This window comes from Candidatus Karelsulcia muelleri, assembly GCF_003214255.1.
Taxonomy (GTDB): domain Bacteria; phylum Bacteroidota; class Bacteroidia; order Flavobacteriales; family Blattabacteriaceae; genus Karelsulcia; species Karelsulcia muelleri_B.
Window position 1 is genome coordinate 66,833 of sequence record NZ_CP029011.1, and the last position, 20,668, is coordinate 87,500.

The 20,668-nt window shown below is 25.6% G+C and carries 15 protein-coding genes, 7 tRNA genes and 2 rRNA genes (1 of these 24 only partly in view); 10 read left to right on the top strand and 14 right to left on the bottom strand.

Annotated elements, in window-relative coordinates; genetic code table 11:
- Positions 1–9 precede the first annotated feature (9 nt).
- The 12 genes from rpoB to DDE61_RS00365 form a co-directional block, all read right to left on the bottom strand.
- Positions 10–3,867: a DNA-directed RNA polymerase subunit beta gene (rpoB, locus tag DDE61_RS00310; protein WP_239493660.1), complete on the bottom strand. Its 3,858-nt coding sequence runs from the start codon at positions 3,865–3,867 to the stop codon at positions 10–12.
- Positions 3,868–3,878: 11 nt separating this feature from the next.
- Complete coding sequence (rplL, locus tag DDE61_RS00315; protein ID WP_239493661.1) at positions 3,879–4,268, bottom strand: 50S ribosomal protein L7/L12; 390 nt, start codon at positions 4,266–4,268, stop codon at positions 3,879–3,881.
- 4 nt (positions 4,269–4,272) lie between these two features.
- Entirely contained in the window at positions 4,273–4,788 is a 516-nt protein-coding gene (gene rplJ, locus DDE61_RS00320; protein ID WP_110476741.1) for a 50S ribosomal protein L10, read from the bottom strand.
- Positions 4,785–5,465, bottom strand: a complete 681-nt coding sequence (gene rplA, locus DDE61_RS00325) for a 50S ribosomal protein L1 (protein ID WP_110467222.1) — start codon at positions 5,463–5,465, stop codon at positions 4,785–4,787. Before rplA ends, rplJ begins: the two co-directional genes overlap by 4 nt.
- A 26-nt stretch (positions 5,466–5,491) precedes the next feature.
- Entirely contained in the window at positions 5,492–5,914 is a 423-nt protein-coding gene (gene rplK / locus DDE61_RS00330) for a 50S ribosomal protein L11 (RefSeq protein WP_110473318.1), read from the bottom strand.
- A gap of 30 nt (positions 5,915–5,944) precedes the next feature.
- Positions 5,945–6,175, bottom strand: coding sequence for a hypothetical protein (locus DDE61_RS00335; protein WP_110476742.1), 231 nt, complete (start codon positions 6,173–6,175; stop codon positions 5,945–5,947).
- A gap of 19 nt (positions 6,176–6,194) precedes the next feature.
- Positions 6,195–6,268: transfer RNA gene (locus DDE61_RS00340), tRNA-Trp, on the bottom strand.
- Positions 6,269–6,270: 2 nt separating this feature from the next.
- The gene (gene tuf, locus DDE61_RS00345) at positions 6,271–7,458 is read right to left on the bottom strand and encodes an elongation factor Tu (RefSeq protein ID WP_012784041.1); all 1,188 of its coding nucleotides are present in this window, start codon (positions 7,456–7,458) and stop codon (positions 6,271–6,273) included.
- A 44-nt stretch (positions 7,459–7,502) separates the two neighbouring features.
- Positions 7,503–7,575: transfer RNA gene (locus DDE61_RS00350), tRNA-Thr, on the bottom strand.
- Positions 7,576–7,602: 27 nt separating this feature from the next.
- Positions 7,603–7,675: transfer RNA gene (locus tag DDE61_RS00355), tRNA-Gly, on the bottom strand.
- A gap of 11 nt (positions 7,676–7,686) precedes the next feature.
- Positions 7,687–7,769: transfer RNA gene (locus DDE61_RS00360), tRNA-Tyr, on the bottom strand.
- A gap of 42 nt (positions 7,770–7,811) precedes the next feature.
- Positions 7,812–7,885, bottom strand: a tRNA-Thr gene (locus DDE61_RS00365).
- A gap of 118 nt (positions 7,886–8,003) precedes the next feature.
- On the opposite strand from DDE61_RS00365, the gene DDE61_RS00370 reads away from it, so the two are divergent.
- The 6 genes from DDE61_RS00370 to DDE61_RS00395 all read left to right on the top strand — a co-directional run bounded on the left by DDE61_RS00370 (position 8,004) and on the right by DDE61_RS00395 (position 15,964).
- Positions 8,004–9,320 (top strand): c-type cytochrome, encoded by a 1,317-nt coding sequence (locus DDE61_RS00370; protein WP_110476743.1) that lies wholly within the window; start codon positions 8,004–8,006, stop codon positions 9,318–9,320.
- A gap of 83 nt (positions 9,321–9,403) precedes the next feature.
- On the top strand, positions 9,404–12,376 hold the full coding sequence (locus DDE61_RS00375; RefSeq protein WP_110476744.1) for a 4Fe-4S dicluster domain-containing protein: 2,973 nt from the start codon (positions 9,404–9,406) through the stop codon (positions 12,374–12,376).
- Positions 12,377–13,711, top strand: coding sequence for an NrfD/PsrC family molybdoenzyme membrane anchor subunit (gene nrfD, locus DDE61_RS00380; RefSeq protein ID WP_110467228.1), 1,335 nt, complete (start codon positions 12,377–12,379; stop codon positions 13,709–13,711).
- A 5-nt stretch (positions 13,712–13,716) separates the two neighbouring features.
- Positions 13,717–14,217, top strand: coding sequence for a DUF3341 domain-containing protein (locus DDE61_RS00385; RefSeq protein ID WP_110474248.1), 501 nt, complete (start codon positions 13,717–13,719; stop codon positions 14,215–14,217).
- A gap of 96 nt (positions 14,218–14,313) precedes the next feature.
- Positions 14,314–14,817: a c-type cytochrome gene (locus tag DDE61_RS00390; RefSeq protein ID WP_317045632.1), complete on the top strand. Its 504-nt coding sequence runs from the start codon at positions 14,314–14,316 to the stop codon at positions 14,815–14,817.
- 1 nt (position 14,818) lies between these two features.
- Positions 14,819–15,964: a hypothetical protein gene (locus DDE61_RS00395; protein ID WP_110476746.1), complete on the top strand. Its 1,146-nt coding sequence runs from the start codon at positions 14,819–14,821 to the stop codon at positions 15,962–15,964.
- A 5-nt stretch (positions 15,965–15,969) separates the two neighbouring features.
- On the opposite strand, the gene DDE61_RS00400 is transcribed toward DDE61_RS00395, so the two are convergent.
- The gene (locus DDE61_RS00400) at positions 15,970–16,386 is read right to left on the bottom strand and encodes a SufE family protein (RefSeq protein WP_110467232.1); all 417 of its coding nucleotides are present in this window, start codon (positions 16,384–16,386) and stop codon (positions 15,970–15,972) included.
- Between the two features lie 4 nt (positions 16,387–16,390).
- Positions 16,391–17,362, bottom strand: a complete 972-nt coding sequence (locus DDE61_RS00405; RefSeq protein WP_110476747.1) for a polyprenyl synthetase family protein — start codon at positions 17,360–17,362, stop codon at positions 16,391–16,393.
- 216 nt (positions 17,363–17,578) lie between these two features.
- Between DDE61_RS00405 and DDE61_RS00410 the strand changes: the two genes are divergently transcribed.
- The 4 genes from DDE61_RS00410 to DDE61_RS00425 form a co-directional block, all read left to right on the top strand.
- A 16S ribosomal RNA gene (locus DDE61_RS00410) occupies positions 17,579–19,129 on the top strand.
- A 107-nt stretch (positions 19,130–19,236) separates the two neighbouring features.
- A tRNA-Ile gene (locus tag DDE61_RS00415) sits at positions 19,237–19,310 on the top strand.
- Positions 19,311–19,319: 9 nt separating this feature from the next.
- Positions 19,320–19,393 (top strand) — tRNA-Ala (locus DDE61_RS00420).
- A gap of 163 nt (positions 19,394–19,556) precedes the next feature.
- A 23S ribosomal RNA gene (locus DDE61_RS00425) occupies positions 19,557–20,668 on the top strand; it runs 1,796 nt beyond the window's last position.
- The 16S and 23S rRNA genes sit together here with 2 tRNA genes alongside, the layout of an rRNA operon.

Here is a 20,668-nt window from a genome sequence, read left to right on the forward strand (position 1 = left end):
TTTTGTTTTTTAATCTAAATCTTCTTCTAAAGAAAGATTTAACCCTAATCCTTTTAATTCACTAATTAAAACATTAAATGATTCTGGAACGCCAGGAATTGGAAATTTTTTTCCTTTCACAATTGCTTCAAAAGTATTGGCACGTCCTATTACATCATCAGATTTTATAGTAATAATTTCACGTAAAATATTTGCTGCTCCAAAAGATTCTAAAGCCCAAACTTCCATTTCACCAAATCTTTGTCCTCCAAATTGAGATTTTCCTCCTAATGGCTGTTGAGTAATTAATGAATATGGACCTATTGATCTAGCATGTAATTTATCATCCACCATATGATTTAATTTTAACATATAAATAACACCTACTGTTACTGGTTGCTCAAATTTCTCTCCTGTTTCTCCATCAAATAAATAAGTATTTCCAAAACGAGGTAAATTAGCTTTATCAGTATATTTTGATATTTCATCTAAAGAAGCTCCATCAAAAATGGGGGTCGAAAAATTTATTCCTAGTTTTTCTCCCGCCAAACCTAAAATAGTTTCATAAATTTGGCCTATATTCATTCGGGATGGTACTCCTAATGGATTTAAAACTAAATCTATCGGAGTTCCATCTTCTAAATAAGGCATATCTTCTTCTTTTAAAATTATAGCAACAATTCCTTTATTGCCATGTCTGCCAGACATTTTATCACCTACTTTTAATTTTCTTTTTTTAGCAATAAAAACTTTAGCAAGTTTAAAAACACCTGGTGGTAATTCATCTCCTATTAAAATTCTATTTTGTTTTTTTTTTAATTTTATTTTTAATTGGTTTTTTTTTAAATTAAAATTATTAATTAATTTTAATACTAATTTATTTTTTAAATTATCTTTTACCCAATTAGGAGAAATAATATTACTAAAATTATCAATTTTTTTTAAAACTTTTAAAGTAATTTTTTTTCCTTTTAAAATAATTTCTTTATTGGAAGAATTTCTTACTCCTTCAGAGATAGTTCCTTCTAATATAGAATTAAGTTTTTTTATTAATAAATCTTTTAATTTCTCTAAATTTTTTTTAAAAGAAAAATTTAATTTTTCTAATTTTAAATGTTTCTTTATTTTATACTCTTCAGTCTTTTCACTTCTTGAATAAAGTTTTTTATCTATTACTACTCCAAATAACGATGGATCAGCTTTTAAAGAAACATTTTTTCTATTTACTGCTCTTTCCCCAAAAATTGCTTTTAAAAGTTTTTTTTCTGTATAAGGATTTTTCTCTATTTTAGGAGTTAGCTTTCCTATAATTATATCTCCAGGTTTTACTTTAGATCCTATTCTAATCATTCCATTTTCATCTAAATTTTTAAGATCTTCTTCATTAAAATTTGGAAGATCATTTGTTAATTCTTCCATTCCGAAGTGAGTATCACGTACTTCTATTGAATATTCATCTATATGAATAGATGTAAACCAGTCCTCACGGAGTACTTTTTCAGAAATTACTATTGCATCTTCAAAATTATATCCTTTGAATGGCATAAAAGCTACTTTAAGATTTATACCTAATGCTAATTCTCCATTTTGAGTAGCATATCCTTCACATAAAACTTGATTTTTCACCACTTTCATACCTTTTTTTACTATTGGTCTTAAATTTATACAAGTATTTTGATTAGTTTTTCTAAATTTAATTAATTTATATTTTTTAATTCTTTTTTCAAAAGAAAGTAATTTTTCTGTTTCAGACATAAAATATTTTATTTTAATAACATTTGCATCTACTGAATCTACGATTCCATCTGCTTCTGCATATATTAACATTCGTGAATCATAGGCTAAATGTTTTTCTAATCCAGTTCCTACAATAGGGACTTGAGGATTTAATAAAGGAACTGCTTGACGCATCATATTTGACCCCATTAATGCTCTATTTGCATCATCATGTTCAATAAATGGTATTAAAGATGCTGAAATAGAAGCTATTTGATTAGTCGATAGATCTATATAATCTACTTTTTTATAATTTACTAAAGTAAAATCAGAATCTTCGCGAACTATAAGTTTGGGTTTTAATTCCCCGGTTTTATGATTTAAAATTGCATTTGCTTGTGCTATTAATTTTCCAGTTTCTTGTTCAGCACTAAGATATAATGGTTTTTTCTTTAAAAGAACTTTTCCATCTTTTACTCTTAAATAAGGAGTTTCTATAAATCCCATAGAATTAATTTTTGCAAAAACACATAAAGAGGATATTAATCCAATATTAGGTCCTTCAGGAGTTTCTATAGGACATAATCTTCCATAATGAGAAGAATTCACATCACGTACTTCAAATCCTGCTCTTTCTCTTAAAATTCCTCCCTGCCCTAAAGAAGATAATCTTCTTTTATGAGTTATTTCAGCTAAAGGGTTAGTTTGATCCATAAATTGAGATAATGGATTTGTTCCAAAAAAAGTATTAATAACAGATGTTAAAGTTTTGGCTTTTATTAACTCTAAAGGAGTTATAGAAATTTTCTTTTTTAGATTAATTTTTTCTTTTATAATTATTGCAATTTTTGCAATACCCAATCCATATTGTGTATATAATTGTTCCCCTACTGTTTTTACTCTTCTATTAGAAAGATGATCTATATCCTCAATTTCTTTGGTTGAATTATTTAATTCAATTAAATGTTCAATAATAGAAATTAGATCTTCTTTACTTAAAATATTATAAGTTAATGGAATATCTACTTTTAAAGTTTTATTTAATTTATATCTTCCTACTTCACCTAAAGAATAGTTTATTTCAGAAAAAATTAATTTGTTCATTAATTCCTTTGAAGATGAATGACTTGGCGGATCACAATTTTTTACTTTTTTATATATAAAATCCAGAGCTTCTTTTTTATAATTTGTAGGATCTTTTTGTAGAGTATTATGGATTATTGAATAATAAAAATTTTTCTTTTTATATAAATAAATTTCTTTAATTTGACACTGAAGAAGTTTTTTTATATGATTTTTATTTAAAAAAATATTTCTCTTTAAAATAATTTCATTTTTTTCTAATGAAATTAGTTCTCCTGTTTTTTCATCAATCCAATCTTCAAACGAAGTTTTTAATATGTTTGCAGCCATATATTTTCCTAAAAGTTGGTTAGAATTTTTTTTAGTTAAAATAAATTTGTCAGCTAACTCAAAGATATTTAAAATCTCCTGATCTTTAGAATAACCTATTGCTCTAAGTAAAGTAGTAATAGGGAATTTTTTACTTTGATCTATAGAAACGGACAATACATTATTTATATCTATTGAAAATTCCATCCAAACTCCTTTAGAAGGAATTAGTTTGGCATAAGCCAAATTTTTTCCATTTGGATGAGAATATTGTCCAAAAAATATTCCCGGGGATTTTTGTAATTGAGAAACAATTACTCTTTCAGATCCATTAAAAATAAATGATCCTGTTGGAGTCATATATGGACAAGATCCAATATATATGTCTTGATATACTGTTTCAAACGTTTCATATTCTGGATTGGTACAATAGAATTTTAATCTTACTTTAATAGAAACACTATAGGTTAAACCTCTTTTAAGACATTCTTCTAATGAATATCTAGGAGGATCTATTAAATAATCTAGAAATTCTAAGATAAATTGACTTTTAGAATCTGATATTGGAAAATATTCTAAAAAAGCTTTATATAATCCTTCCTTTTTTCTATTCATATAAGTTGAATCAAGTTTCAAAAATTTTTTAAAAGATTTTATTTGAATCTCTAAAAAATCTGAATAATAAGAATTAGTTTTTACTAAAGAAAAATTAATTCTTTCTGGATTCTCTATAAATTTCATTTTTTGTTTGTTTTTCATAAATTGTTTAATTTTTTTCATAGTTTTCAGTTTTAATTTAATTCAATTTCTGCTCCTATGTTTTCAAATTTATTTTTTAATGATTCTGCCTCTTCTTTTTTTAAAGATTCTTTTATAATTGTTGGAGCAGAATCCACTAAATCTTTAGATTCTTTAAGACCTTTTCCAGTAACCTCTTTTATTAATTTCACTACGGCTAATTTTGATTGACCTGATGATTTTAGAATCACATTAAATGTTTTTTTTTCTTGTTTAGATTCTAAACTAAGTTTAGTTTCTTCACTTGAAGTAGTTGGGGGAGCCATTATTCCATAATTTTCTTTTAAAATAGTTGATAATTCAGTAACTTCTTTTACAGTTAAATTTACTAATTTATCCGCTAATTTTTTTAAATCTGTCATTTTATTCATATTCATTTTCATTTTCTTAATTAATTTTTTTTTTTACTAAAGAATATATAAGAAGATTAAAATTTTTTTTTAAATTGAAAAAAAAATTTATTAATTCAAATTTAAGATAAAAAATTATATCTAATAATAATTCATTTTTTGATTTAAGTGTTATTAATGTTTTTAATTGTGAATCTCCACTATATAATATATCTTCTATAAAGGCTGCTTTTAAATATTCTTTTTTTAAAGAAAATTTTTTTTTATAATTATTTATAATTAATGCTGGTACATTAACATTATTAGATGTCATTAAAGTAGTTGGGCCTTTTAAAAATTTATTGAAAATTTCAAATTTTGAATTTCTTATAGATTTTTTTAGTAATGTATTTTTTATAAATTTTAATTTTATTTTATGTTTATAACAATTTTTTCTCAAATCAAAAATTTGATTAGAAGTTAACCCTGATAAATTCACTAAATAAATAGATTTAGTCTTAAAAAGATAAGATGATATTAAATTTATTAATTTATTTTTTTTAGTTTTAATCATAATATAACTGATATACTTGGTCCCATAGTACTAGATAAATATATTTTTTTAAAATAAATTCCCTTAAAAGTTGATGGTTTTTTTTTATTTAAAACACTAATTAATTTTAAAAAATTTTGTTTTATTTTTTCAAAACCGAAGGAAACTTTTCCAATTCCATTATGAATAATGCCATATTTATCAACTTTAAATTCTATTTTTCCAGATTTTATTTCATTTATAGATTTTTTAGGATTTTGAGTTACTGTCCCTGCTTTGGGATTAGGCATTAATCCTCTAGGACCTAAAATTTTGCCTAATGGCCCTAATTTTATCATTACTGATGGTATTGTAACTATTACATCAAATTCTAACCATCCATTATATATTTTTTTTATATAATTATCTAATCCAATGTATTCTGCTCCTGCATTTTTTATTTCTTTTTCTCTTTCTGGAGGAATTAAAGCTAATACTCGTACATTTTTTCCAGTTCCATATGGTAAATTTACTGTTCCACGTATCATTTGATTAGGTTTTTTAGGATCAACACCTAAACATATTGCAACATCAACAGATGAATCAAATTTTGTAAACAATTGTTGTGTAACTAATTTTGAGGCTTCATCTAAACTATATTTTTTTTTATAATCAATATTATTATATAATTTTTTATTTTTTTTGTTTTTTTTTCCCATTGTATGTTTACTTGTTAATAAAATAACTAAAAAATTTCAATTCCCATGGATCTAGCTGTTCCAGCTACCATAGAAATAGCAGATTTTATATTGAAACAATTCATATCTATGATTTTATTTTTTGCAATCAATTTTATTTTTAACCAAGAAATTTTGCCAACTTTAATTTTATTTGGTTCTTTGGAACCTTTTTCAAGGTTACAAATTTCTAATAATTGTTTAGAGATTGGAGGTTGTTTTATAATAAAATCAAAATTTTTATCTTCATATATAGTTATAATAACAGGTAACAATTTTTCTTTTTTATCTTCTGTTTTAGAATTAAATTTTTTACAAAAATCCATTATATTTACCCCAGCAGCTCCTAATGCAGGACCAATAGGAGGTGCTGGATTGGCTAACCCACCTTTTATTTGTAATTTTATTTTTTTCAAAATTCTTTTATTCATAATTATTTTTTTTATAAAAATCAAAATGTATTAAAAAATTTCACTTTCATAATCCGAATCATAATTTATTTCGGAATCTGTATTTAAAATGTTTTTTAACAAAAAAAATAAACTTTTATCCATCAAAAAAATTATACTAGAAAATAGTATCCATATAATTATTATATATAATATATTTTTTTTTATAGTTAATAATGTTGGCCAGTTTATATTTAAAAAATAATCTTTATAAAAATTTGAAACTATTTTTTTAATTTTCATCAGCATCCGGCTTTAAATTCACGGGTGGTAAGAATCGAACTCACGACCTTTGGTTTTGGAGACCAATGCTCTAACCTACTGAGCTACACCCGTTTTTAATCAAGTATTTTAATTACTTGTCCAGCACCAACTGTTTTTCCACCTTCACGAATTGCAAATCTTAAACCTTCACTTAAGGCAACTGGTTGAAAAAGTTCTACTTCTACAGTAATGTTATCTCCTGGCATTACCATTTCTACATTATTTAATAATATAATTGTTCCTGTTACATCTGTTGTTCTTAAATAAAATTGAGGTTTATATTTATTATGAAAAGGAGTATGCCGGCCTCCTTCTTCTTTTTTTAAAATATATACTTGAGCCATAAATTTTTTATGAGGAGTAATATATCCAGGATATGATATAACCATTCCACGACGGATATCTTTTTTTTCTATCCCTCTTAATAATAAACCTACATTATCTCCAGCTTGGCCTTTATCTAAAATTTTTCTAAACATTTCTACTCCAGTAACTATAGAATTAAGTTTTTTTTCCCCCATTCCTATTATTTCAATAGAATCTCCTGTATTTATAATACCTGTTTCTATCCGTCCTGTGGCTACAGTTCCACGTCCTGTAATAGTAAAAACATCTTCAATTGGCATTAAAAAGGGTTTTTCTATATCTCTTATGGGTTCTTTTATATAATTATCCACAGCTTTCAAAAGGTCTTCTACTTTTTTTATCCATTTTTCTTCTCCATTTAAAGCTCCTAATGCTGAACCTTGTATAATTGGAATATTTTCTCCATCATATTCATATTTAGATAACAATTCTCGAATTTCAATTTCTACTAATTCTATTAGTTCTGGATCATCCACTTGATCTACTTTATTCATAAAAACTACTAAATTTGGTACTCCTACTTGACGAGCTAATAAAATATGTTCTCTTGTTTGAGGCATGGGTCCATCTGTTGCAGCTACTACTAAAATTGCTCCATCCATTTGAGCAGCACCTGTAACCATATTTTTCACATAATCAGCATGTCCTGGACAATCTACATGAGCATAATGACGTGATTCAGTTTGATATTCTACATGGGAAGTATTTATTGTTATTCCTCTTTCTTGTTCTTCAGGAGCATTATCAATTGAACTAAAATCTTTAGCTATTGCTAGTCCTTTTTTAGCTAAAACTGTTGTTATAGAAGCAGTTAAAGTAGTTTTACCGTGATCTACATGACCTATTGTTCCTATATTTAAATGAGGTTTATCACGTTTAAATATTTCTTTTGCCATATTTTTTTTTCTTTTATCTTATCTTTTCTTTTCTTTTCTTTAAGAGCCAATGACGGGGGTTGAACCCGTGACCTCTTTCTTACCAAGAAAGTACTCTTCCAACTGAGCTACATCGGCAGGCCGAGCGGAAAATAAAATATTTTGAGCGGGAAACGGGATTTGAACCCGCGACATTCAACTTGGAAGGCTGATGCTCTACCAACTGAGCTATTCCCGCATAGTGCATAGTGGGAAGAGTAGGATTCGAACCTACGAAGGAATAATCCAGCAGATTTACAGTCTGTTCTCGTTAACCACTTGAGTATCTCCCCAATTCTATATATTTATATATAAAATAAAATATAAATTCCATGAGCCGATGGAGGGAATCGAACCCACGACCTCGAGATTACAAATCACGTGCTCTAACCAACTAAGCTACATCGGCATATACACTTTTTTTTTATTATTATTACAAAATTGATTATAAATTGAATTGATATATATTAGATTAAAGATTATATATTACCCAATTATAATATAATGAAGAAATCTTTTAAAAAAATATGAATTTAAAAAAAATAAAATTAATATTAATATCAATTTCAATTTTTTATATTTTGAATATAAAAAATTGTTATTCGAATTTAAATAAAAAAATAGAACATGGAAAAAATTTATTTAAACAAAATTGTACTGCTTGTCATTCTTTAGAATTAAAAAAAAAATTAATAGGTCCTCCTTTATATGGAATAAATGAAAAAAGAAATAAAAAATGGCTTTATAAATGGATAAAAAATAATAAAAAATTAAGAGAATCAGGAGATAAAGAAGCAATTGAATTATATAATAATTCTAATAAAGTAGAAATGCCATTATTTACTAAATTGTCTAAGAAAGAGATAAAGGATATCTTATTTTTTATTAAAAAATCAAATAATTTAAATAAAAAAAATAATAAAATTATGATTGAAAAATCAAATTTTAATTTGATAAATTATTTAAAGGATCCATTTATTAGAACAATTTTTTTAAGTTTATTTATATTAAGTTTAATACTTATTTATTTAATAAACAAATTAATTTATTTTTTAAAAATTTTAAAATTAAATTCTTTTAAAGAAAACGGTTTAAAAAAAAGAGAATTATCTACAACTAAATTAGTATTTTTATTAATAAGAATGAAATTAAAAATTAAAAAAATATATTATATAATTCAAATATTATTGATAACATATGTTATATGGATTTTATGGATTTTTTTAATGAGAATAGATGTAAATAAAGGATATAAACCTAATCAACCGATATTTTTTTCTCATAAAATCCATTCTGGAATTAATCAGATTCCATGTGAATATTGTCATTATAGTTCTATATATAGTAAAGTTTCAGGAATTCCATCATTAAATGTATGTATGAATTGTCATTTATCCATTAATGAATATAATGGAAATTATTTTTGTTTTGGAAAAACAAAAAAATATTTTGACAATGAAATAAAAAAAATATATAAATATTTAGGCTGGAATGAAAGAAGTAGAGTGATTTATGGCAAAGAATTTAATATAAAATGGATAAGAATTCACAATTTACCTGATTTTGTTTATTTTAATCATTCTCAACATATTATAGTTGCAGGAAAAGAAATAAAAAAATCAAAAAAGGTAGATTCAACTTGTGAAGCTTGTCATGGCGATGTTAAAAATATGGATAAAATATCAATGTATAATGATTTTACTATGGAATGGTGTATAAAATGTCACAAGCAAACAAAAATTAATAAACACAATAAATATTATTTAAATTATTTTAATAAAAAAAATTTAAATAAAACGATTAGTTCAATAGGAGGAATAGAATGTGGAAAATGTCATTATTAAAAATTATTAAAACTTTAAAAAAATGAATATGAAAGAGGAGTTTTTATTAATTATTAATATAATATTAATTAAATAAATTTTTTATGAAAAAAAAATATATAAAAATAACACGAAGAGATTTTTTAAAAATCTTAGGGTTTACTACATTATCGGTAACTTTAGCAGCTTGTAAAGGACCTATAATAGAATCTATTCCATATATTATAAAACCAGAATCTATTACTCCTGGAGTTTCGAATTATTATGCTTCTACTATGTATGATGGCTTTGATTTTGGAAACGTTATTATAAAAACTAGAGATGGAAGACCTTTAAAAATAGAATATAATAAAAAATCAAAAGATTTAAATGAGGTATCATCTAGGATTCAAAGTTCGATATTATCACTTTATGATAATAAAAGATTGAAATTTCCTTCAATAAAGAAAAAAAAAATTTCTTGGAAAAAATTAGATAATATTATTATTAAAAGATTAATAAATTTATCAAAATCAAAGAAAAAAATTGTGATTTTAACGTCTTCATTACCTAGTCCATCTACTAAACAATTAATTTATGATTTTTCTAGAGTTTATAAAAAAACCAATCATATAATATATGATTCAATTTCTTATTCATCAACTTTAAATGCTGTAAAAAATATTTTAGGTAAAAGAGCAATACCATATTATGATTTATCTAAAATTGAATTATTAATATCTTTTGATGCTGATTTTTTAGGAGATTGGAGTCCTCAAAATTTTCATAAAGTTTATGTAAAAAGAAAAAAACCTAATTTATCGATGATAAATCATATTCAGATAGAAAGTAATATGAGTTTATCTGGAGCAAATGCAGATTTAAGAATTCCAATGAATTTAACTGAAATTCAAAATTTACTGTTTGAAGTTTATAAAGGATTAAAAAATAAATCAAAAAATAAATTAGCAATTACATTAGTAAAAAAAATTTTAAAAAAAGGAAATAAAACTCTTGTGATTGCTGATGGAAATAAAGAAATGTATGAAATGGCATTATTAATAAATAAGAAAATTAAAAGTAATGCATTAAAAAAGAATAAATTTATTCTTTTAAAAGAAAGTAATGATAAAATTTTTTTTAAATTTATTGAAGAATTATCCAATAATAAAATTGGAGCATTATTAGTATTTAATACTAATCCGATATATAGTTTTTATGATGAAAAAATTAAATCTTATTTAAGAAAAATACCTTTAACGATTTCATTTGCAATGAAAGAAGATGAAACTTCAGATTATATGGAGATTTGGGCTCCTATTCATCATTGGCTTGAATCTTGGGGAGATTATAAACCTTTAACAGGAATGTATTGTTTAAGACAACCAACTATAAGAAAAATTTTTAATACTCGACAATTTGAAGATTCCTTATTAAAATGGATAAAAAAAAACCCAAATCATTTTAAAATAAAAAATTTATTTTTTAATAATTTTAAAAATAAAAAAAAAATTAAATATTCAGATTATTTAAAAATTTTTTTTGAAAAAAAAATTATGAAAAAATCCGATTTAAATTCTTTTAACAAAGCTTTATTTCATGGAAGTTTTAAACTTAAAGAAAAATTGAATTTAAATATAAAAAAACAACCTTCAAACTATATTTTGAATATAAAAAACAAAAAAAATTTTGAATTAAGATTATATTTAAAAACAAGTATAGGAGATGGAAGACAATCTGATAATCCTTGGTTACAAGAATTACCAGATCCTATTACTAGAACTACATGGGAAAATTATTTAACTATGTCTTTGAAAGATGCAAAAAATTTAAAACTAAAAAATTGGAATGTAGAAACAGGAGCTTTGAATGGAAATTGTGTGAATTTAATTTTTAAAAATTTAATAATAAAAGATATTCCTGTATATATTCAACCTGGCCAAGCCATAGGAACGATAGGATTATCATTTGGATATGGAAGAAAAAAAGGAAAAGTTACTAAACTAAGTAAAGGCTTTAATGCTTATTTATTATATAAAAATTTTTCTTTGATTCAAAGAAATATTCTTTTAAAAAAAAGTAGTAAAAATTATAAATTTTCTTGTATTCAATTACAAAATACTACCGCCGGGAGAAATTCTCTTGCAAAAGAAAAAAATCTTTTTATTTATTTAAATAAAAAAAAATTTGTATGTAAACAAAAAAATTTTTTTAAAAAAAATCTTTTTGTGAAAGAAGAAAAAAATGGTCATCATTTTAATCTTTCAATTGATTTAAATAAATGTACAGGTTGTACAGCTTGTGTAATTGCATGTAATGTAGAAAATAATATTCCTATTGTAGGAAAAAAAGAAATTCGGAATTTTAGAGATATGCATTGGTTACGAGTAGATAGATATTATTCTAGTAAAAATAAAAAAGAAAATTTTTTTTTTAAAAAAAAAAATTTGGGATATAAAAACCCTTTTACTGAACCTAAATTTTATAAAAATCTTTTACTCCCAGAATGGGAAAATCCGAAAATTATATTTCAACCAATAATGTGTCAACATTGTAATAATGCTCCTTGTGAAACAGTTTGCCCTGTAGGGGCTACTACACATGGAAAACAAGGTCAAAATATGATGACTTATAATCGTTGTATAGGTACAAGATATTGCGCAAATAATTGTCCATATAAAGTACGTCGTTTTAATTGGTTTAATTATTCTAATAAATTTAAATTTCCAATGAATATAAATTCAAATTTAGATAAATTTGTATTAAATCCCGATGTAGTAATAAGAAGTAGAGGAGTAATGGAAAAATGTTCTCTTTGTATACAAATGACGCAAGCAGTAATTTTAAAAGCAAAAAAAGAAGAAAGAAAAATTAAAGATGATGAATTTCAAACAGCATGTTCTAAAGTATGTCCTACTAATGCTATTAGTTTTGGAGATATGAATGATAATTCATCAAAAATTATAAAAAAAAAATTAAGTGATAGAAGTTATAAACTATTAGATTTTTTAGGAGTGAATCCTAATGTGTTTTATAATATAAAAATAAGAAATTTTAAACAAAAAAAGAAAAAAAATAAAATAAGTAATTTTAATTAAATGTCGACTCCTTTAATCTTAGGAAGAAATAACTATACTGAGATTAGTAATAGTATTATTAAACCTATAAAAAACAAAGCTAGTAAATTATGGTGGATTTCATTTCTATGCTCTTTAATGGCATTTATTTGGGGGGGAATTTGTATTTTGTATACCATACATACAGGAATAGGAGTTTGGGGGTTAAATAAAACTATAAATTGGGCATGGGATATTACTAATTTTGTGTGGTGGGTAGGAATTGGGCATGCTGGAACTTTAATTTCAGCAGTATTATTTTTATTTAGACAAAAATGGCGTCTATCTATAAATAGATCAGCAGAAGCTATGACTATATTTGCTGTAATTCAAGCAGCAATATTTCCAATAATTCATATGGGCCGGCCATGGAATGCATACTGGGTATTTCCTATTCCTAATCAATTTGGAACATTATGGCCAAACTTTAATTCTCCATTGTTATGGGATGTTTTTGCTATTAGCACATATTTTTCTGTTTCTTTAGTGTTTTGGTTTATAGGATTAATTCCAGATTTTGCTATGATTCGTGATAAAATGAAAAATCCTTTTAAAAAAAAAATATATAATATTTTAAGTTTTGGCTGGGGAGGAGATTTAAAACAATGGCAATTTTTTGAAAAAGTATCTTTATTATTAGCTGGGATTTGTACACCTTTAGTATTTTCAGTACATACAATAGTTTCTTTTGATTTTGCTACATCTGTTATTAAAGGATGGCATAGTACAATTTTTCCTCCATATTTTGTAGCCGGAGCTATTTTTTCAGGTTTTGCAATGGTTCAAATTTTATTAGGAATAATGAGGAAACTCTTAAAGTTAGAAAATTTTATTACTAAAAAGCATTTAGAATGTATGAATTTAGTAATATTGGTTACTGGAGGAATTGTGGCTCTGGCATATATTGCTGAATATATATTAGCTTGGTATTCTAAGAATCCATTTGAAGATTTTATATATTTTTCTTCAAATGCTGCAATAGGTCCTTTTTGGTGGGCTTTTTGGGCACTGATTATATGTAATATGATTATTCCCCAATTGTTATGGGTTAAAAAAATAAGAACAAATTATTTGTGGTCATTTTTAATAGCTATATTTATTAATATAGGAATGTGGTTTGAACGTTTCAATATAATTGTTTTAAATTTAAGTCATGATTATTTACCTTCCTCTTGGGTAGGATTTTTTCCATCTTTTGTAGATTTAGGAATTTTTATAGGAACTAATGGTTTGTTTTTTTTATTATATCTTCTATATATAAAATCAATACCTGTTATTTCACAATCTGAATTAAAAACAATTTTAAAAAAAAATTAAAATAAATGAAAAATATAATATATGCATTATATGATAATGATGAAATGATTTTAAAAGAAATAAAAAGAATTAATTTATTAAAAATTAAAATTAAGAATATTTATTCTCCTTTTCCAATTCATGGAATAAAGTTAAAATCACCTTTTAATATAAAAATTTTTTATTATGGATTATTTGGATTTTTGATTTCAAGTTTAATAACTTGGTATTCAATGATATTGGATTGGCCTCAAAATATTGGAGGAAAACCTTCTTATAGTTTTTATTTAAATTTTCCATCATTTATACCAATTTTATTTGAAATCACAATTTTTTGTACGGCACATTTTATGTGTTTAACTTATTTTTTTAAATGTAATTTATATCCAGGATCTTTTCCAAAGAATCCTGATGGAAGAACTACAGATGATAAATTTTTAATGGAAATAAGATTATATAATAATATAAGAAATTTTGTAAATTTCTTAAAAACCAATGGAGTTTTAGAAATAAGTATAAAAAAATAAAATTTAATTTTTATGTATAAAAAATATATATATATATTTATTTATATAATAATGATGGTATCGTGCAATAAGAATATTTTGCCTAAAAATGTTTATATGCCAGATATGTATTCTTCAAAAGCATATGAGCCAGATAGAAAAAACATATTGACATTTAAAAAAAAAATAAAAACAAAAATGAAATTTTATCCTTTTGGAAAAATTGGTTTAAATCCAGTTAAAGGAACTATTCCTCAAAATAAGGAAAAAATTTTACCATATACATTACCGAATAATAATAAAGGATATAATCTTTCAAAAGAAATAAAAATTTCTCCTTTAAAAGGAAAAAAAAAATCAATTTTAAAAAGAGGAAAATATTTATATGATAGAAATTGCGCCATTTGCCATGGTTCGAAAGGAGATGGAAAGGGAATTTTAGTAAAAAATGAAAAAATTTTCGGAGTTCCTTCTTATAAAGAACTTGATATATGTATTGGAAGTATTTTTCATGTTATAATGTATGGAAAAAATAATATGGGTTCTTATTATTCAAATTTATCTATGTTAGATAGATGGAAAATAGCAGAATATGTTATGAATTTAAAATATAAAAATTAAGATGAAGAAACTTCAAAAGAGAAAATTAAGATTAATATTCATTATTGGATTATTATTAATGTTAATAACAATTTATAAAAAATCATATATTCATGAATATGAAATAATTCAATTAATAGATGGTTTAAGTTTAAAATTAAAAAAAAATAATATATATGATTATAATAATTTTAAATATAATTTTATTAAAAAAATTTGTAATAAACCTTGGGTAGCATTATACACTTCTAATATTTATTTTGTTAATATTTCATTAGGAGGATTGTTATTTTTAACAATTCAATATATTTCGAAATCAAAATGGTCATTAGGATTAATAAAGATTATGGAAAGTATAATTTCTTTCTTTCCTTTTGGAGGAATGAATATTTTAATATTAATAATATTAAATTATTTAGGAATAAATAATATTTTTTATTTAAATATTTTAAATAAAAAAAATATAATTTATTTTATGAAGAAATTGATGATATCATTTATATATATATATGTAATTAATTTTTTTATAAAAAGAATTTGTGAAAAGGAAAAAGATTTAAAAAAAAAAAGAAAATATTCAGTTTTATTTGTAATTTTTTTTTCATTAATTTTTCCTTTTATAGGATGGAATTGGATAATGTTTTTCCATTTAGATTGGATAAGTACAATTTTTAATTGGTATTTAATAGGGACTAATTTAGTATTAGGAATTAGTTTAATTAGTTTATTATCAATTTGTTTAAATAAAAAACAAGTGTTTTTAAATTTTAAAAAAAAACATTTACAGAATTTATCAAATTATTTATTTTCTGCTAGTTTTTTATGGTGTTATTTTTTATTTGCACAATTTTTGTTAATTTGGTATAGTAATATTCCTGAAGAAACGTTATTTTATTCCAATAAAATTTTAAATTTAAAAAATTTAGATATATTATTGATAATAATAAATTTTATAATTCCATTTTTCTTTTTAAGAAAAAAAAAGAAAAAAATTATAATATTTTTATGTTTAAATATTTTAATAGGTAATTATTTAAATATATATAACCTAATTACATCTGATAATGTAGGAATTATGTCGGGATTAGGAATGGAAGAAATAAGTTCATTTATTTTGATTGGAAGTTTATTTTTATTAAAAATAAAAAATTTTTTAATAAAAAAATAATAAGTCTATTTTAAAAATTTAGAATTAAAAAAAAGAATTTTGTTGATTATAAATAATAAACCATTATTTCTTAATTGGGAAAAAAAAGATTTTAAATTTAATTGTTTATAAAAATTATGATTATAATTTTTAATTTCTTTTAAAGAAGAATTGGAATAAATATATTTTATTAAAAAAAAAATTCCTTTTGGAAAAAGGGCTGTAGTAAAAATTTTGATAATTAGTTTTTTTTTATTTAAATTAATTTTAATCCAAAGTTTAGATTGACAATCTTCAATTAGATTGTTATCAATAAGATTTTTTTTATTCATTAATAATAATTTTTTTCCATGATTTATTAAAAAGAAATATCTTTCTTCTAAAGAAGAAAAAGATTTAATTTTCTTAATTAAGTATTTTTCTTTTTTTAAAATTAAATTCATAAGGTTAAAATTTCCTATTTATAAAGAAAAAAATTAATGTTTTTAATGATTTATTTGCTGAATTGTTAGGAAAATTATTTAATTGAATTAAGGCTTTATTGGTGAATAATTTCATTTTATAAATAGAAAATTCTATTCCACCTAAAAACAAAATAAAATTAATTAATTTTTTATAAAAAAAAAAAAAATTTTGTTTTTTCTTTGAAAGATTCAATATCCATTTTTTTTCTTTGAAAGAAGCTTTATTGAAACTATAAATAAATGGGAAGGTAATTTTTGTTTCATTTAATTTTAAAAATAAATTTTGTTGATTAAAATTATTATGTTGATTAAAATTATTATAATCTAATAAATCATCTTTTATTTGAAAAGATAACCCAATTAAAATGCCGATTTTTTTTAAAAAAAAAAGAGTGTGTTTTTTTTTAAGTAATTTTCCACTTTGTTCACAACAAGTACTTAGAAGTAATGCGGTTTTATTAAAAATTATTTTTTTATAATTTTTTTCATAAAATTTATGATTTTTAATAAAGTCAATTTGATACAATTCTCCTTCACTCATTTTTAAGATGAGATTAGAAAATAAATTATTATAATGATTATAATTATGATTTAATGCAAGATTTAAACTTTTTGAAAAAATGTAGTCTCCAAAAATTACTGCAATTTTATTATTCCATAAGGAATTAATAGTTAAAAAACCTCTTCTAAAAGAACTATTATCAATTACATCATCATGGATGATGGATGCTGTATGGATTAATTCTATTATAGAGGCTAACTTATAAGTTTTTTTAGAAATAGTTCCTAACATCTTAGTTATTAAGAAGATTAAAAGAGGTCTAACATATTTTCCTTTTTTTAAAAAAAAATAATTTTTAATTTTCTTTAAAAAAAGAATTTTACTTTTTAAGAAAAAAAGAAATTGTTTTTCAAAAATTTTTAATTCTTTTTTAAGAAGAAATTTTTTTTTCATATTAAAAAAAAATAATATTAAAAATTTAAAAAAAAACTAAAAAAAATCAATTTGGATTTTAAAAAAAAAAGATATATAATAAGAATAAGAGAAAATCAAATAATTATTAATAAATAATTATTAATAAATTATTTCTAATTAAAAAAACGTTCTTTTTTTTAAAAGCTTAAAAGGATTTTTCTTTAAAAGAAAAAATATTGGAAGAAAAATCAATTCACATTGAAGAGTTTGATCCTTGCTCAGGATAAACGCTAGCGGAGGGCCTAACACATGCAAGTCGAGGGGCATCAAAAAAAATATAAGATAAGTTTACTTAACTTATGTTTTTTGTTTGGCAACCGGCGTACGGGTGAGTAATACATACGTAACTTTCCTTATGCTGAAGGATAGCCCGAGGAAACTTGGATTAATACTTCATAATACCATTTTTTATTAAGAAATTTGGTTAAAGTTATTATGGCATAAGATAGGCGTTTGTCCGATTAGTTAGTTGGGAAGGTAATGGCTTCCCAAGACAATGATCGGTAGGGGGCCTGAGAGGGCGTCCCCCCACATTGGTACTGAGACACGGACCAAACTTCTACGGAAGGCAGCAGTGAGGAATATTGGTCAATGGAGGCAACTCTGAACCAGCCACTCCGCGTGTAGGAAGAAGGCAATTTAGGTTGTAAACTACTTTTGTATATGAATAAAAAATTCTATTTTTAGAAAAATTGAAGGTAATATACGAATAAGTATCGGCCAACTCTGTGCCAGCAGCCGCGGTAAAACAGAGGATACAAGCGTTATCCGGATTTATTGGGTTTAAAGGGTGCGTAGGTTGTTTTTTAAGTCAGTAGTGAAATCTTAAAGCTTAACTTTAAAAGTGCTATTGAGACTGATAAACTAGAGTGAGGTTGGAGTAACTGGAATGTGTGGTGGAGCGGTGAAATGCATAGAGATCACACAGAACACCGATAGCGCAAGCAGGTTACTAAACCTAGACTGACACTGAGGCACGAAAGCATGGGTAGCAAACAGGATTAGATACCCTGGTAGTCCATGCCGTAAACGATGATCACTAACTATTGGAGAATAATTCAGTGGTCAAGCGAAAGTGATAAGTGATCCACCTGAGGAGTACGACCGCAAGGTTGAAACTCAAAGGAATTGACGGGGGTCCGCACAATCGGTGGAGCATGTGGTTTAATTCGATGATACGCGAGGAACCTTACCAAAACTTAAATGTATTACGAATAAATTGGAAACAATTTAGTCATTAGACGGAGTACAAGGTGCTGCATGGTTGTCGTCAGCTCGTGCCGTGAGGTGTGAGGTTAAGTCTTTGAACGAGCGCAACCCTTATTATTAGTTACCATCAAGTAATGTTGGGGACTCTAATAAGACTGCCGGCGTAAGCCGAGAGGAAGGCGGGGACGACGTCAAATCATCACGGCCCTTATGTTTTGGGCCACACACGTGTTACAATGGTCGGTACAAAAGGCAGCAACTGGGTGACCAGAAGCAAATCTTTAAAGCCGATCTAAGTTCGGATTGGAGTCTGCAACTCGACTCTATGAAGCTGGAATCGCTAGTAATCGTGCATCAGCCATGGCGCGGTGAATATGTACCCGGGCCTTGTACACACCGCCCGTCAAGCCATGGAAGTTGGAAGTACCTAAAATCGGTGACCTTTATAGAAGGAAACTGCCTAAGGTAAGTCTAATAACTAGGGCTAAGTCGTAACAAGGTAGCCGTACCGGAAGGTGCGGCTGGAACATCTCTGTTTTTAGAGGATAAAAATTTTATAGAAAATCCTTTTAATGCTTTTAAAAAATTTTGAGACTTTTATTTATTATATTATATAATATATATTATATATTAGATAAATAAAAAGTCTCGTAGCTCAGTTGGTGAGAGCGCTACACTGATAATGTAGAGGCCAGCGGTTCAAATCCGCTCGAGACTACTTATCAATGGGGAATTAGCTCAGATGGCTAGAGCATCTGTTTTGCAATCAGAAGGTCATCGGTTCAAATCCGATATTCTCCACTGAAAAAGTTAGTAGTAAAGGAGGTGGAGGGATTGGGTAGAAGGAGTAGGAGAAAAGAAGGAAGGTAGGTAAGGAGGTAAGGATGAAAGGAAGGATGAAAGGAGGTAGGGATGAAAGGAAGGAAGTAAGTAAGGAAGGATGAAAGAGAAGAAAATTTAAATTGAAGAAGCAAAGAAGAGCGGATGGTGGATGCCTTGGCTCTGAAAGACGATGAAGGACGTGAGAAGCTGCGATAAGTTGTGGTGATTAGCTCAGAAAAAATGATCCACAAATTTCCGAATGAGGGAACTCGCTGAATCTGAAAATTCAGCCTCATTTTGAGGGAAACCTGGAGAACTGAAACATCTAAGTAACCAGAGGAAAAGAAAACAAAAGTGATTCTGTAAGTAGCGGCGAGCGAAACCAGAAAAGCCCAAACTATTATTTGCTATAATGGGGTTATAGGACTATAAGATTGATTAATTATTATATAATAAAATATTTTGGAATAAATATCCATAGAAGGTGAAAGACCTGTATATGAAATATAATACTAACATAGTAGGATCCTGAGTAAAACGGGACACGTGAAATCCTGTTTGAATTGACCAGGACCATCTGGGAAGGCTAAATACTTGTCAGAGACCGATAGTGAACTAGTACCGTGAGGGAAAGGTGAAAAGAACTTCGAAGAGAAGAGTGAAAGAGATCCTGAAACCATCCGCTTACAAGCAGTCGAAGCTTTTTTATAAAGTAACGTCGTGCCTTTTGCATAATGAACCTACGAGTTAATTATTCCGGCAAGGTTAAATAATTAAGTTATGGAGCCGGAGCGAAAGCGAGTATTAAATATGCAAGGAGTCGGGATAATTAGACGCGAAACCGAGTGATCTCCCCATGGGCAGGTTGAAGCTATGGTAAAACATAGTGGAGGACCGAACTGGTAAACGTTGAAAAGTTTTCGGATGACCTGTGGGTAGGAGTGAAAGGCTAATCAAACTCGGAGATAGCTCGTACTCCCCGAAATGCATTTAGGTGCAGCATTGTGTAAAAATATTACAGAGGTAGAGCTACTGATTAGATGAGGGGACTTCATCGTCTACTAATTCTTGACAAACTCCGAATGCTGGAATATGTTACACAATAGTGAGGGCCTGGGTGCTAAGGTCCAGGTCCGAGAGGGAAACAACCCAGACCAACAGCTAAGGCCCCAAAGTATATACTAAGTTGAAGAAACGAAGTTCATTTACGATGATAGCTAGGATGTTAGCTTGGAAGCAGCTATTCATTTAAAG

Bases quoted from the DNA above. Each gene is read 5' to 3' on its own strand.
- rplJ (WP_110476741.1), bottom strand. From the start codon at position 4,788: ATGATTAAAACTAAAAAAAATAAATTAATAAATTTAATATCATCTTAT.
- DDE61_RS00390 (WP_317045632.1), top strand. From the start codon at position 14,314: ATGCCAGATATGTATTCTTCAAAAGCATATGAGCCAGATAGAAAAAAC.
- rpoB (WP_239493660.1), bottom strand. From the start codon at position 3,867: ATGAAAAAAATTAAACAATTTATGAAAAACAAACAAAAAATGAAATTT.
- nrfD (WP_110467228.1), top strand. From the start codon at position 12,377: ATGTCGACTCCTTTAATCTTAGGAAGAAATAACTATACTGAGATTAGT.
- DDE61_RS00400 (WP_110467232.1), bottom strand. From the start codon at position 16,386: ATGAATTTAATTTTAAAAAAAGAAAAATACTTAATTAAGAAAATTAAA.
- rplA (WP_110467222.1), bottom strand. From the start codon at position 5,465: ATGGGAAAAAAAAACAAAAAAAATAAAAAATTATATAATAATATTGAT.
- tuf (WP_012784041.1), bottom strand. From the start codon at position 7,458: ATGGCAAAAGAAATATTTAAACGTGATAAACCTCATTTAAATATAGGA.
- DDE61_RS00405 (WP_110476747.1), bottom strand. From the start codon at position 17,362: ATGAAAAAAAAATTTCTTCTTAAAAAAGAATTAAAAATTTTTGAAAAA.
- DDE61_RS00385 (WP_110474248.1), top strand. From the start codon at position 13,717: ATGAAAAATATAATATATGCATTATATGATAATGATGAAATGATTTTA.
- DDE61_RS00335 (WP_110476742.1), bottom strand. From the start codon at position 6,175: ATGAAAATTAAAAAAATAGTTTCAAATTTTTATAAAGATTATTTTTTA.
- DDE61_RS00370 (WP_110476743.1), top strand. From the start codon at position 8,004: ATGAATTTAAAAAAAATAAAATTAATATTAATATCAATTTCAATTTTT.
- rplK (WP_110473318.1), bottom strand. From the start codon at position 5,914: ATGAATAAAAGAATTTTGAAAAAAATAAAATTACAAATAAAAGGTGGG.
- DDE61_RS00375 (WP_110476744.1), top strand. From the start codon at position 9,404: ATGAAAAAAAAATATATAAAAATAACACGAAGAGATTTTTTAAAAATC.
- rplL (WP_239493661.1), bottom strand. From the start codon at position 4,268: ATGAAAATGAATATGAATAAAATGACAGATTTAAAAAAATTAGCGGAT.
- DDE61_RS00395 (WP_110476746.1), top strand. From the start codon at position 14,819: ATGAAGAAACTTCAAAAGAGAAAATTAAGATTAATATTCATTATTGGA.